The following is a 14,667-nucleotide window of genomic DNA, read 5'->3' as shown; positions in this document are numbered from 1 at the left end:
GAGAGGGAACACGTTTAGAAAGGCAGGTGAAACTTGGCAAAACCAATCTTCCCAATTGAAGCATTGAGCGGCTTCTAGATTTTTGGAGAGATTAACCAGTAAGTAATCATTTCTCCCCGACCCTTAATAGAAATAGTACCTCTTGGTTCCAGCACATACAGATCTTTCAAATGAGAATATGTGGTCTCTGTTACCTGAATATAGCCCGGTTTACCGTGAGACTCCATGCGAGAAGCCACATTAACGGCATCTCCCCACAAGTCATAAATAAATTTCTTGATACCAATCACTCCCGCAATAACGGGACCAGTGTTAATGCCAATCCGTATTTGTAGTGAACTTCCTAAATTGTTGGGTATTGTTTTCATGTAATCCTGCATTTCTAAAGCCATATCCGCGATCGCCCTGGCATGATCCTCACTGGCGATTGGCAATCCACCCACCACCATGTAAGCATCACCAATGGTTTTAATTTTTTCTAGACCGTACTTTTCCGTCAACTCATCAAAAGCCGAAAAAATTTGGTTCAATCCGGCAACTAATTGCATAGGTTCCATTTGGGCTGAGAGACTGGTGAAACCAACAATATCAGCAAAGAGAATCGTCACTTCTTCAAAATGTTCTGTGGGAGATTCTGCCCGTTTCAAGCGCTCGGCAATTTTGGCAGGCAGAATATTGAGTAAAAGCTGTTCCGATCTCTCCTTTTCTTTGCGTAGTTCTGCCGTGCGGATTTCCACTCGATTTTCTAACTCCTCATTAGCTAAGCGTAGGGCTTTTACGGATTCCTTGAGTTTGTCGGTCATGCTGTTGAAAGAATTAGCCACAATAGCAATTTCCTTAATCGAGCCAGCGTCAACTTTTTGGTCGAGATTACCTCTGGCAACTTCTTGAGATGCCTGAGCAAGTTTTAATAATGGGTGAGTAATCCAACGGGCAGTGAGAATACCGATCGCGATCGCGACGAGTAAGGCTATTAAAACTAGCACGATCGTATTTTGGGTGTTTTCATAGATTTGTGCCATAAAATCTGCTTCTGGAATCACCACCGCAATCAGCCAATCAATACCTTTGCCATCCTTGAGGGGGGATACCTGCACGAACTGTCGCTTACCGTTGAGTAGGTAATCGCCTTGTTGCGATCTTTCAATGCGATCGAAGCTGCCAAAATGCTGCTGCAAATATTGGGCAGTTTCTCTGACTACGGGTTCTTCGCTTTGAATCGCCATCACCAGCTTGGCATTTTTCCCTTTGCCCACAGTCAGAGGTTCATTGGTGGAGCTAGAAAGCATGGAACCTTTGCGATCCATAATGAAAGCATGACCTGTTTGGCCAATTGCCAGACTAGCTAAAAATTTCCTTAAATCTTCTAAAAGCACCACATCCGTGGCACAAACCCCTAAGATGTTTCCCGTACTATCGTACACTGGCTCGCTAGCTGTAATCGTGGGCAATCCGCCGGAAAAATCCAGGTAAACCTCACTCCAAATCTGTCGTTTTGCTTCTATGGCGGCAATGTACCAAGGACGTTTGCGCGGATCGTAGGGGCGGCCTTTTTCTAGCAACTGCTGCCGATTGCCCCGACTATCCATAGCATAATAGTAAAAATTGTAGTCGCTCTCTTGATTGCTAACAGACATGGCGATCGTTGCAGAACCTTGATAAAACAGGCGAGATGCCCCCAGATATTGCCCTTGGGAGTCACCGCAGTAGGATGAATCAATAAAGGTAGAAATTTGTACCTGGGTCAGAAATTGCTTGGCATTGCTGGCATTAACCATGTCAAAACTATTCTCAGAAAAAGCTACTCCATTCAACTGATTAAAATCGTGGGAGCTACCTAGATATTTTCTTAATTCTCCATCAATCCGGGCAGTGAGTTCCTTGCGTAATTGGGCTGCTAGATCGTTAACCGCTTTTTGACCGCTGCGAAAAGACAAATAACTGACTAAGCCCACAGTTCCAGCGATCTGCAATACAAAGGGCAAAACAAGGGCGATGCGGAGCCCGAACCTGCGATTTTTGATAATTTTCATAGAAAAAAAAACGTGAAGTTTCTGAGATTTACAGGACTTACGCATAAACCCTATTTATAGGGTGTGCAGTGCGCACCTTATGCCATAAATAGCGTGTCAAAATACTTGGGGCGTAATTCCTGATTTATATTTTTTGTTAATATCATGCTATATATAACCCTTTGTTTCAGGAACGGCACCTTGGAACTGATAGACTTGCAGTGAAAGCCGATCGCCCGAAGCAAGCTGCACCACAGGAATACTCGAAATAACAGGAATCATAGAGAAGGAAACTTGGGGAATGGGGAATGGGGAATGGGGAATGGGAATGGGGAATTGGGCATGGGGCCAGGGCCAAACAGGTAACTGGTAATTGGTAATTGTTACTAATGACTAATGACTAATGACTAATGACTTCATAGCCGATTTGCGGGCGTTGGTCTAAAATCAATACAGTCCTCTGCTGACTTGCTTTCAGCAAGATTTAAGCATACTTACCCTGAAACCTTATAATAATCCTTGTGCCAGACACTGCCCAGAACCGCCCAGAGCTGGATCTGAAGACCATATTTCCCTTCGAGCTAGATAACTTTCAGAGAGAGGCGATCGCCGCCCTCGATGCAGGTAAATCCGTTGTCGTGTGCGCTCCCACAGGCTCTGGGAAAACGTTAATCGGGGAATACGCCATCCATCAAGCACTTTCCAGGGGGCGGCGCGTCTTCTACACCACTCCCCTCAAAGCTCTGTCTAACCAAAAGCTGCGCGACTTCCGCAGTCAATTTGGAGACGACAACGTAGGTTTGCTCACGGGCGACATCTCCGTCAATCGAGATGCGCCGATTTTGGTGATGACTACCGAAATATTTCGGAATATGCTCTACGGTACGCCTATAGGAGAAGTCGGTACTTCCCTCACCGGAGTCGAAACCGTGGTGCTCGACGAGTGTCACTACATGAACGATCGCCAGCGCGGTACCGTCTGGGAAGAATCCATCATCTACTGTTCGAGCGAAATTCAACTGCTCGCCCTCTCAGCAACCGTTGCCAATAGCGAGCAACTCACAGACTGGATTAATAAAGTCCACGGGCCCACAGAGCTCGTCTACTCAGACTTTCGGCCAGTGCCGCTGCAATTCCACTTCGCCAACCAAAAAGGGATATTTCCCCTGCTAGACGAGACCGGCAAAAGAGTTAATGTCCGGTTAGTCCCCAAAAAGAAGCAGCAAAAAGTAGAAAGAGGCAGCATCCCCACTCCGAGTTTGACCGATGTTTTGGCCCGGTTGGACGATCGAGATATGCTACCAGCAATTTACTTCATCTTCAGCCGTCGCGGGTGCGACCAAGCAGTCGCAGAAGTCGGCAATTTCTCCCTGGTTAACGAAGCCGAAACAGCCGAACTCAAACGCATCATTGACGATTTTTTACAGCGAAACCCAGAAGCAGAACGCTTCGGTCAAAAAGAAGCACTTTTAAAAGGCATCGCCGCCCACCACGCAGGCATTTTGCCCGCTTGGAAAGGCTTAGTAGAAGAACTCTTTGGCAGAGGTTTGATTAAAGTCGTATTTGCCACCGAAACCCTAGCAGCCGGGATTAATATGCCCGCCCGCACCACAGTCATTTCCACCCTGTCCAAGCGCACCGACAAGGGACACCGACTGCTAAACGCTTCAGAATTCCTGCAAATGGCCGGTCGGGCGGGTCGGCGGGGGATGGACGAGCTCGGGCACGTAGTCGCAGTTCAGACGCGCTTTGAAGGCGCAAAAGAAGCCTCTTATTTGGCAACAGCCAAAGCCGACCCCCTCGCCAGTCAGTTTACTCCCAGCTACGGCATGGTGCTGAATTTGCTGCAAACTCACACTCTCGACGAAGCTCAAGAGTTGGTAGAGCGGAGTTTTGGTCAATACCTGTCTACCTTGTACTTGCAGCCGCAGCAAGCAGAATTAGACCGATTGCAAACAGAATTGGCGGTGCTCGAAGAGTCCCTGGCGGCCGGAGGAAATGTCTCCACCCTGGAAAAAGAGCTCGCCCATTACGAAAAATTGCAGGGAAGACTCAAAGAAGAGAAACGTTTGCTGAAAACTTTATTGCAGCAAGCTGAAGAAGCGCGATTTAAGGAAATGTCCGTAGCTGTGGCTTTTGCAGTGCTCGGCACGGTTCTGAGTCTCAAAGGTAAGCACGTTCCGACAGCCAAACGATCGCACACAACTCCTGTACCCGCCGTATTGGTTGCCAAAATCGCAGGTTCCGGCCAAGCTCCAAATTTGGTGTGCTTGGGCAAAGATAACCGCTGGTATGTCGTCGCCATTAGCGATGTCGCTACCCTGCACGCCGAATTACCCCGCTTGAGCGTTGCAGATACCTTGAACCCGCCGTCGGAAATGCCCCTGAGACTCGGCCAGTGCCGCTTGGGAAATGAAGAAACTGCTTCAATTGCTGGATCGATCCCACAATTGCCGGCACCGGAACCGAGCCCAGAGGCGATCGGGCAACAGCAGAAAATCGCAGCCCTAGAAGCTAAGCTAGAAATTCACCCGGTTCTACAATGGGGCAATCCCGGTACTTTGCTCAAACGCCAGCGCCGCCGGGAAGAATTGAAAAAAGAAATCCGCAAAAGCGAACAAGACTTAGAAAAGCAGCGAGCTCGCTACTGGGAGCAATTTCTCAACTTAATCGACATCTTGCTGAATTTCGGCTGCTTGGAAAGAGTAGTTTCGGCAAATGCAAACCGAGATGACTCCTCCGACAGGTTGGTACCCACAATCTTGGGTCAAGCTTGCGCCGCCATTCGCGGTGATAACGAACTGTGGCTGGGTTTGTCCCTGATGTCTGCGGAGTTTGACGAACTCGACCCCCACCACCTCGCTGCTGCTTGCGCGGCCTTAGTTACAGAAGTTTCCAGGCCCGACAGTTGGACTCACTACTCGCTGTCGCCAGAAGTTTTGGCACCTTTGGACAATCTGCAAAAAGGCTTGCGCCGCCGATTGTTTCAAGTTCAGTACCGTCATGAAGCTGCAATCCCGATTTGGCTGGAACGGGAATTAGTGACTTTGGTCGAGCAGTGGGCTCTGGGTGTTGAATGGCTGGAACTGATTAGCCATACGAGTTTGGATGAAGGGGATGTGGTGCGGATTTTGCGCCGGACTTTGGATTTCTTGTCTCAGATTCCTCATGTTCCTCATGTTTCGGATTCTTTGCGGAGGAATGCTGGTCGGGCGATGCAGTTAATCGATCGATTTCCGGTGAATGAAGCTGCAACTTAGAAAAGAGTTGACAGTTGACAGTTGACAGTTGACAGTGGGCTGTTGACAGTGGGCTGTTGACTATAAGCTGTCCGACATCTAATATCGTTTCCGGTTGCATCGGAATGATAAAGTCAAGGTCAATAATTCCACATTCCCCCACGGACGACTCCCCACTCCCAACGGACCATCATTCCAGTGTAACCGGAATTGATATAAATTGTATTTTTGGTTTTTCAACCCAAATGCACGCAGATTTTAATCTAAAATCGTTTCCGGTTGCATCGGTATTTTTCAAATGTCCAAACAGTCAACTGTCATGAGGAATAGACCCAGATTAAAATCTAAAATCTAAAATCTAAAATCTAAAATCTAAAATCGATCGATCGATCGATCGCTCTTAATTGTGATTGAATTTTTCTCAAGCGGTGTGGTGAGTAATTCTCATATTTATGCAACAAATCAAAAAGCCTTATCAAATGCCTGATGCCTGCTCCCAGGCTAAAAAAATTCGCTTTTTCAGTTTCTTGCAAAGAGTCTTAATTGGAACTCTAGCGAGTACATTAGTCAATCTTTTCATCATATTTCCCTCTCCGAGTTTCGCAGAAGTAGTTCTGGGCGTTGTTCGCAGTTCCGAGAATTCTCCCGATTGGGTGAAGATTACCACGCGCCTCTGGGAAAGCGGCATTGCTTACAAACCGATCAATCTCGAACAAATCAAAAGTGCCGCGGATTTAGCAGGCGTTAACGTGCTGTTTTTGCCCAACATTGAAACGTTGAGTCCGGCGCAAATTAAAGTTTTAGAAGCTTGGACCTCACAGGGCGGCCGCTTGATTGCTTCGGGCCCAGTCGGCCGCAGTTCCCCGGCCTTGGTGCGCCAATCTTTGCGATCGCTCCTCGGGGCCTATTGGGCTTTTCCCTTAACCCAGCCGGCGACCCCGCAACCCCGCACGCGCTGCCGCGATATTGCTTGCACTACTTCTAGCAATTGGGTGCCACCAGAACAAAAAAAGGGCTCAGTCCAAGGCGGTGTCTTAATTCCGGCTGATGCGAACAGTCAAACAATTGCTACTTGGAAAGATAGTTCCGGTTCCTCCGCAGCCATCGCCACCGATCGCGCTACCTATCTCGGCTGGCGCTGGGGTAGCGAAGGTTCGGCAAATGTAGATAAGGCTTGGCTGCAAGCCTCGATCGCCCGCTGGGGAGGCACAATCGCTCCGCAGCCCGGAGCGCCGCCCACTGCTGCCGCGACCCCACTACCAACTCCCCCCTCCCGAGTCAGTAGAAACAGCCCTAATTCGCCGCGCAGTAACCCCCTGAGCCGACTTTCTCCCTCTGGCTCCCTTCCCGATCCAGTACCTGCAACTTTTACAGACCCTTCCGATCAGTCGGCGCCGCCCGGTTTGGACGTGCAGGCAAATTCTAATAAGCCGATCGTCAGCATTGAAGCGTACTTGATGCGCCAAGAACTCACCAACCTCCTCGGCAGGTTTGAAAGCGCCCTGACAGCAGCTAATTCAGCTAATACGCCTGTTAATCTCAATGCTGCTACCCCCCCTCAACTGGTGGCGACAAGCAACAGTGCCGGCGGCCCGGCAGCCAGCCGCCCGCCTGTTCTGCAAGGAGCAAGGGCGCGGGCGATCGCAAGGGCGCGGCAGGTTTTGCAAACTTTCGACCAACTTCTGCAAGAGCAAAAGTACGCCGAGGCTCGATCGCAGTGGGTGGAAGCGCGACAGTTGCTGTGGCAAAATTACCCCCAGGAAGGGCAGCGCGTTGGGGCGGAAATTCGCGCGGTTTGGCTCGATCGCGGTACGATCGTCGCAGCGCGATCCCAACAAGGTTTGGCGGCAGTCTTCGATCGGCTCGCCGCCGCCGGTATCAATACCGTTTTCTTTGAAACATTGAATGCCGGATATACGATTTATCCCAGTCAAGTTGCACCGCAACAAAACCCCCTGACAGTGGGCTGGGACCCCCTGGAATCTGCGGTTAAATTAGCCCACGAGCGAGGCATGGAACTGCACGCTTGGGTTTGGGCTTTTGCCGTAGGAAATAAGCGCCACAATACTTTAATTGGCAAGCCTAGTTCTTATCCTGGGCCAGTGCTTTCCGCTCATCCAGATTGGGCAAATATTGACAATAAAGGACGCACCCAACATCCTAACGATGGTAAATTTTATCTCGATCCGGCGAACCCGGAAGCGCGTAATTATTTGCTGCGAATTGTCAGCGAAATTGCCAATAACTACAAAGTAGATGGAGTGCAATTAGACTATATTCGCTATCCTTTTCAAGATGACAATGCGGGTTTTACTTACGGTTACGGTATGGCGGCGAGGCAGCAATTCAAGCAGTTTACTGGTGCAGATCCGGTGAATATTTCGCCGAGTTCCGGCAGTTTGTGGCGACAGTGGGTAGAGTTTAAAACTAATCAAATTAATACTTTTGTAGCTGAAGTTTCTCAGCTTTTGCGGCAGAATTATCCGCGCACTATTCTGTCGGTGGCGGTGTTTCCGCACCCGGAAAGTCAGCGAATTTACAAAATTCAGCAAAATTGGGAAGTTTGGGCTCGTCAAGGCATTGTAGATTTGATTGTGCCGATGACTTATGCTTTGGATACGAACCGACTTCAGCGCATCACCGAACCGTTGGTAAAGGAACAAATGCTCGGTTCGGCTTTGATTTCTCCGTCGGTTAAGTTGTTGAGTCTCCCGGAAGTTGTGGCGATCGACCAAATTCAAGCTTTGCGCGATTTGCCGGCTGGGGGCTATGCTATTTTTGCCGTGGAAAGTATCAGCAGCGGGATGCAGGGGTTTTTTAACCGCACTCAAGGCCCGCCAGTGCGTTCCACTTCTGCAGCGCAGCCGATTCCTTACCGACAGCCGTTTGCGGCGGCGGCTTCGCGCTATACTGCTCTCAAGCAGGAATGGAGTTTTTTGTTGGCTAACAATCAGTTGCGGATGTCGGAATCTGAACTGAAAGTTTTGCAAAGTCGATCGGATGAATTGGCACAAGCTTTGAGCAAATTGGCTGCCAATCCTTCTAGCGAAAGTTTAGCAACTACTAAAAGATTGTTAAGGAATTTTCAATCTCAATTTCCATCTTCGATGCGCTTGCATTCTGCAGAAAATAGCTATCAAGTTCAAACTTGGCAAAATCGTTTGGAGAGTTTGGATATGCTGTTACGTTACGGCGAAAGGATAGAGTTGAATCGCAGGTAAATGCAGGTTTTTGGGGTGCGCGCGGCTGTGGATAGGGCGATTCCCTACGGGATAGCTTCGCTTCACGTACTCTCCCTTTCCGCAGAAATACGCTTTGACACTCCCCGGCATAAATGCACGGGGATTCTTAAGAAACTACCAAAGGGTAATTCTTAAGGGCGCTGCCAAGACACCTCTACCAACTCCGTCAAGGTCAAGCCCTAACATTGTCGCTACTTTTCTCAAAATGTTGGCTGCCGCATTGCAGTCAGCATTGATATACCAGTTTTTCGCACCCGTCCGGTACAAACCACGCTTTACCCGCCTACCTGTTTCTTTCCACCCATCAGGTTTTTCACCGATTATAGGTAGAAAATCACGGTCTACAAATGATGCTTTAGACGTGTAACTTTCTTCAGTTTCGACAAACTTAATGCCGTGCTGTTCGCACAGTTGAGCGATGCGATTCTTTAGTCGTGCTGTAGGGATTTGGACAAAATTTTGATTGGTCTTTTTGCCCATATTGGCAGAACCTTTCTGTCCTTTGTTCCACCCAAAAACGATAACACCGATTTTATTTTTGATACAGTGATTGACAACTAAACGAGCTGCTTTATTCACGGCATCACGCATCTGACGGTTTCGTTTTTCGGTTAATCGCGCCAATTGATGCGACCAAAAACCATTATGTTTGCCCTCCATCAAAGTTGCTACGCGCTTGTTATACCACTGGTTGACAGACTTTAAGTGCTTGCCATCAATGATAAAGCTTGTCCCTGAGTTACTGATGCAAGTAAGCCAGTTATCGATACCATGATCGATACCTAAAGCTTTTCGATCATCCCCGACAGCTTGGACACTAATTGACTTGTAAACAAATTCGGCGTAAAAACACCCCTTTCTGGGGAGAATTCTAATTTCTCGAATATCGGCATAGTCTAAGTTGGAAGGCATTGGGACTTGAAAGTTCTTCAGCCCAAACCAAGCTTTTACTTTTTGTCCGAGAGGAAGTGAAATTTGACCATCAATCAACTTTTTTCCAAGCGCTTGCTTCGGATAAGCGATCACATGGAACCCACCAGGAGTACGGTAATTTGGGAACTTTGGCTGAAATTCAAGCTTACCTTCCCGAAACAATTTGATTAATCCTTTGAAAGATTTTACTGATTCACCAACAGCGCCACAAGTCTGTTGAGCAGCTTGAGCGCATAAAGCCCCGTAATGAGGATTGCGCTTCAATGCGTTGATTACGTCAAACGGACGAACGTAAGTATGAGCCTTAAAGTATATTTGACGAGCGTAATAAACCGCACAATTGTGCAGTTTATTTGATTCTTGGCAAATATATTCTAGAACCGCTTTGAGTTCTTTGTCAGGCTTGAGTAGTATCTGTTGACACCCAAACATTTAAATATTTCTTTGTTGTAATATGTTGATTATACACTATCAATCAACGGAGTCAATCGCTCTATGGCGAGTTTGTCAAAAAAGGATTTAGAATATCGGCACGAGAGTAACGCCGTTTCACTGATCAATATGCACTTTGTTTTTATCCCGAAACGCCGTAAAGCTGTCAAAGTCGGCAAAATCGCCCAACGGCTGCCAGAGATTATTTTTGAGGTAGTGACGGAAAACAGATGGAAAATTATTGCTTTGGAAATTATGCCAGATCACGTACATTTATTGGTTAATGTTAAGCCGACTGATTCCGCTAGCTTTGTCATGCAAAGGGTCAAAGGCCGGGCTTCCAGTTACTTAAGAAAAGAGTGTCCTGAATTGTTAAAATTGCCTACCTTGTGGACTCCTAGTTATTTGGTCGGTAGTGTTGGTAATGTCTCAACTGAAACCGTCAGAAAATATATTGAAGAACAGAGAAATAAATAATTTGGAACACTCGTAGCCTAAAGGCTACGACTGCGTTTCATCCCCGGCTTGAAAGACCGGGGTTCTCACGCGACGCGCTATAGACTTGAATTGCAGGCATTCCCTCTCCTATCTTGAAATGCATCTGCGTTGCATCTGCTGTTTATCAATCAAAAAGTTATGCAATAAGTCTAATAAAATTCGGCGAGAAAGCCAGCTTATACGAAAAAATTCGGGTTAACTAACGAGAAATCCGGAAGAAACCGGGTTGCTGAGGTCACGCACTCCAAACAAAGAAACCCGGATTTTCAAAACTTATCAAGTATCAATTACTAATTAGCCATTACCAATTACTAATTACCAATTACCAATCTGTACCTCACTTGAGAATTGCCATAGGATGAATATGTTTCCTAAACCGCTCAATCGCTTTGCTACCAAACTTATCGGCAAAGCTAAATTACAAACTGTGATCGTAGTTCCTTTTTTAGTGCAAATTGTCGGCACCGTAGGAGTTGTAGGTTGGCTGTCGTTCCAAAACGGTCAGCGGGCGGTCAACGATGTTGCCGCTCAGTTGCGGGGAGAAATTAGCGATCGCATCAAAGACCGCATTGAAAATTATATGTCAATTCCCCACATAGTCAATCACCTGAACGTTCAAGGCATAAAATTGGGACAGTTGAACCTAGAAGACAAGCAAAAACTAGAACATAATTTCCTTGAACAAATTCAATATTTTGATGCGATAAGCATCATTTACACAGGCACAGAAAATGGAGACCACTCGGGAGCAATCCGCACTAAAGATCGGATTTTGATATCTGCTGCTGACAGCTCAACTGGCAATAAATTAGCTCGATATACTGCTGACTCTCAGGGAAAACGCGTTCAATTAGTGCAAATTTCATCCAATATTTACGACCCGCGAATTCGCCCTTGGTACATAGCTGCCGCTGCGGCAAAAAAACCAATTTGGACTCCAATCTATACAGATTTTTTGACGAGGGAACTGGCAATTACTGCTGCTTTGCCTATCTACGATGACGCTGGCAAGCTGTTAGGAGTAGCTGGTAGCGATGTGCTGTTTTCCCGAATCAAAGAATTTCTCGTCAGCCTCAAAATTGGCAAGTCGGGGCAAACTTTTGTGATCGAGCGATCGGGGATGTTAATTTCCACTTCAACAGCGACTCAAGAATTCGTGGTGGAAGGTCAAGAAACAAGACGCATCAAAGCTTCAGAAAGCGAGAATCCGGTAATTCGCCAAACCGTACAGCATTTAGAGAAATCCTACGACAGCTTAGCTAAAATCTCTAATTCTCAACAGCTTACTTTTGATGTTGATGGCAAGCGAAATTTTATTCAGGTAGCTCCTTTTCATGATGAGAGAGGGTTGGATTGGCTGATTGTAGTAGTTGTACCAGAGTCTGACTTTATGGAGCAAATTAACCTCAACACGCGCACGACTTTTTTGTTGTCGGTTGCAGCTTTGATTGGGGCGACAATTCTAGGGATTCTGACTGCTAAATGGGTGGTGCGACCGATTTTAAAATTGAATGCGGCTGCGAAAGCTTTGGCGCGGAATGAATGGGATACAAAGCTCACTCTGAATCGCGAAGATGAACTCGGAGAACTTGCCGCTTCTTTTAACAGCATGGCAGAGCAATTGCAGCAATCATTTACTTCCCTATCGGACAACGAAAGCCGAGTCAAACAATTTCTCGATGCAGTACCGCTAGGCATTTTTATTGCAGAGCCAAACGGTCAACCTCACTACGTTAATCCTATAGGGGAGCAGCTTTTAGGTCAAGGACTTGTGGAAGCCGATGCCGAAAATTTGCGCCAAGCCTACCGAGTTTATTTAGCTGGAACTCAGGAAATTTATCCGGCGGAACGCGACCCAATTTTAAATGCTTTGCAGGGCAAAAGTGTAACTGTTGATGACATTGAAATCTTCTCGGGTGACAAAAATGTTCCCATGCAAATTTCGGGAACTCCTATTTACGACGCCCAAGGAAATATTCTCTACGGAATGTGCGTTTTTCAAGATATTACGGAACGCAAACTAGCGGAGAAACTATTAAGGGAATACAACCAAAATTTAGCAGTGCAAGTTGCAGAACGCACCGCCGAACTTGCTAAGGCAAATGAAAAGTTTTCTAAAGCTTTTCGTTCGAGTCCGAATGCGATTACTATCACGAGAATCAGTGACGGCTGTCATCTAGAAATTAATGATAGTTTTTGCAGGATGATGGGCTACAGTCAGGAAGAAATTATCGGTAAAACAGCGGTGCAGCTCAATTTTTGGGCTAGTTTGGGAGAGCGTGACCGCATGATTCAAATGTTAAAAAACAAGACAGCTATTCACAATTACGATCTCAGGTTTCGCAATAAAAATGGTACAGAAAGAACGGCACTGCTGTCGATAGAAACCATCGATATTGACGGAGAAGCTTGTTTTTTGTCGATTTCTAGCGATATTACCGATCGCCAAAAAGCAGAAACTGCCCTCCGGGAAGCAGAAGAAAAGTACCGCAACATTTATGAAAATGCTTTGAATGGAATTTTTCAAACTGCTGGTGACGGGAAATACATCAGCGCTAACCCCGCTTTAGCTCAGCTATACGGTTACGAATCGCCCGCAGAATTAATAGCAGCACAGCCAAATTTCAAGAACCAGCTTTACGTGAAACCCAACCGCCGCGACGAATTTACAGAGCTGATAAACGAGTATGAGATACTATCAAACTTTGAATCAGAAATTTACCGCAAAGATGGCAGCATAATCTGGATTTCCGAAAATTGTCGCGCTGTCTGCGATGAAGCAGGAAATCTACTTTACTATGAAGGTTTTATTAAAGACATTACTGATAACAAACAAGCGGAAATGAAAATGCAGCAGGCGAAAGAAGCGGCCGAAGCAGCAAACAAAGCTAAGAGTGCCTTTCTCGCCAATATGAGCCACGAATTGCGATCGCCCCTGAACGCGGTCATCGGCTTTGCTCAAGTCATGCTCCGCAGTGAAACCCTGTGTCCTGAAAATCAAGAAGATGTCGCAATTATCCTGCGCAGCGGCGAACATTTGCTAGCTTTAATCAACCAAGTTTTAGACTTAGCCAAAATCGAAGCCGGACGCACTACCCTTTATGAAAAAAACTTCGATTTGTACCAGATGCTCGACGATTTAGAAGATATGTTTGCTCTCAAAGCTGAGCAAAAAGGTTTGCAATTAATGTTCGAGCGGGACGCGGAAGTACCCCATTACATTTGCACCGATGAAGTGAAATTGCGCCAAGTCTTAATTAATTTGCTCAACAATGCAATTAAATTTACTTCTGAAGGGGGAGTGTCGGTGCAAGTCAAAGGAGGAAGGCGGAAGGTACACAAAAATTGCCCTGACCAATTGCCAGACAGCTACTCGCTGTATTTTGAAGTTCAAGATACTGGTGCAGGCATTGCTGCGGAGGAAATCCATCAGTTGTTTGAAGCATTCGTGCAGACAAAAACAGGTAAAGATTCTCAGGAAGGAACGGGTTTAGGTTTAGCGATCAGCCGCCAGTTCGTGCAATTAATGGGAGGTGAAATTACTGTTAGCAGCGAGATCGGAAAGGGTGCATTATTTCAGTTTTACATCCAAGTTCATCTGGTTGAAGCTGGTAATATTGAAAGCAAAAAAACTCAACGTCGAGTGGTTGCCCTCGAGCCGAATCAGCCGAGTTATCGCTTGCTAATTGTGGACGACAAACCTTTGAACCGCCAACTGTTGGTAAAACTTCTCAGTCCCCTCGGATTTGAGTTGAGAGAAGCTAATAACGGTAAAGAAGCGGTGGATATTTTTATGGAGTGGGAACCGCATCTGATTTGGATGGACATGAGAATGCCCGTGATGGACGGCTACGAGGCAACGAAACAGATTAAAACTACAACTGGCGGGCAAGCAACGGCGATTGTAGCCCTGACTGCTAGCGTTTTGGAGGAAGAACGGGCAGTGATTCTTTCGGCGGGTTGCGATGATTTTATTCGGAAACCGTTCCGAGAGGAGGATATCTTCGTGGCAATGGGAAAACATTTAGGAGTACGCTATATTTATGAAGATCCAACAGCAGTCAGTGCGGCAGGTGTAGGGGAGTCAAGTCAGGAGGTGCTGACACCGGAGGATCTCGCCTCTCTTTCTCCAGACTGGATGGCCCAATTCAAGCAAAATATTTTGAGTGTGGACATGGAGGCGATCGCTAGTTCGATCGCACAAATCTGCACTGTCAATTCCTCTCTTGCGGGCAGGCTTCAAGATTGCATTAATAATTTTGAATATGACAGAATTTTGGACATAATCAAGATCAGCGAGAACCAGTAAAT

6 protein-coding genes are annotated in these 14,667 nt (G+C 46.7%); 4 read left to right on the top strand and 2 right to left on the bottom strand.

Going from position 1 to position 14,667, the window contains the following annotated elements; genetic code table 11:
- Window positions 1–74 precede the first annotated feature (74 nt).
- Complete coding sequence (locus QUB61_RS16815; RefSeq protein WP_333130443.1) at window positions 75–2,033, bottom strand: adenylate/guanylate cyclase domain-containing protein; 1,959 nt, start codon at window positions 2,031–2,033, stop codon at window positions 75–77.
- Window positions 2,034–2,533: 500 nt separating this feature from the next.
- Between QUB61_RS16815 and QUB61_RS16810 the strand changes: the two genes are divergently transcribed.
- Both QUB61_RS16810 and QUB61_RS16805 read left to right on the top strand, forming a co-directional pair.
- The gene (locus tag QUB61_RS16810) at window positions 2,534–5,272 is read left to right on the top strand and encodes an RNA helicase (protein ID WP_333130441.1); all 2,739 of its coding nucleotides are present in this window, start codon (window positions 2,534–2,536) and stop codon (window positions 5,270–5,272) included.
- Window positions 5,273–5,730: 458 nt separating this feature from the next.
- On the top strand, window positions 5,731–8,472 hold the full coding sequence (locus QUB61_RS16805) for a family 10 glycosylhydrolase (RefSeq protein ID WP_445300252.1): 2,742 nt from the start codon (window positions 5,731–5,733) through the stop codon (window positions 8,470–8,472).
- A gap of 135 nt (window positions 8,473–8,607) precedes the next feature.
- Here QUB61_RS16805 and QUB61_RS16800 read toward each other — a convergent pair whose 3' ends face one another.
- Complete coding sequence (locus QUB61_RS16800) at window positions 8,608–9,858, bottom strand: transposase (RefSeq protein WP_333130437.1); 1,251 nt, start codon at window positions 9,856–9,858, stop codon at window positions 8,608–8,610.
- 63 nt (window positions 9,859–9,921) lie between these two features.
- Between QUB61_RS16800 and tnpA the strand changes: the two genes are divergently transcribed.
- Window positions 9,922–10,335 (top strand): IS200/IS605 family transposase, encoded by a 414-nt coding sequence (gene tnpA / locus QUB61_RS16795; protein WP_333130435.1) that lies wholly within the window; start codon window positions 9,922–9,924, stop codon window positions 10,333–10,335.
- 385 nt (window positions 10,336–10,720) lie between these two features.
- Window positions 10,721–14,665 (top strand): PAS domain S-box protein, encoded by a 3,945-nt coding sequence (locus QUB61_RS16790; RefSeq protein ID WP_333375424.1) that lies wholly within the window; start codon window positions 10,721–10,723, stop codon window positions 14,663–14,665.
- The last annotated feature ends 2 nt before the right edge of the window (window positions 14,666–14,667 follow it).

The sequence above is a fragment of the Microcoleus sp. C2D2 genome (assembly GCF_036702495.1).
GTDB lineage: Bacteria > Cyanobacteriota > Cyanobacteriia > Cyanobacteriales > Microcoleaceae > Microcoleus.
This window is presented reverse-complemented; position numbering and strand designations above follow the sequence as displayed.

Coding starts and splice junctions, on each gene's coding strand:
- QUB61_RS16805 (WP_445300252.1), top strand. CDS start 5,731: ATGCCTGATGCCTGCTCCCAGGCTAAAAAAATTCGCTTTTTCAGTTTC.
- QUB61_RS16800 (WP_333130437.1), bottom strand. CDS start 9,858: ATGTTTGGGTGTCAACAGATACTACTCAAGCCTGACAAAGAACTCAAA.
- QUB61_RS16815 (WP_333130443.1), bottom strand. CDS start 2,033: ATGAAAATTATCAAAAATCGCAGGTTCGGGCTCCGCATCGCCCTTGTT.
- QUB61_RS16790 (WP_333375424.1), top strand. CDS start 10,721: ATGTTTCCTAAACCGCTCAATCGCTTTGCTACCAAACTTATCGGCAAA.
- tnpA (WP_333130435.1), top strand. CDS start 9,922: ATGGCGAGTTTGTCAAAAAAGGATTTAGAATATCGGCACGAGAGTAAC.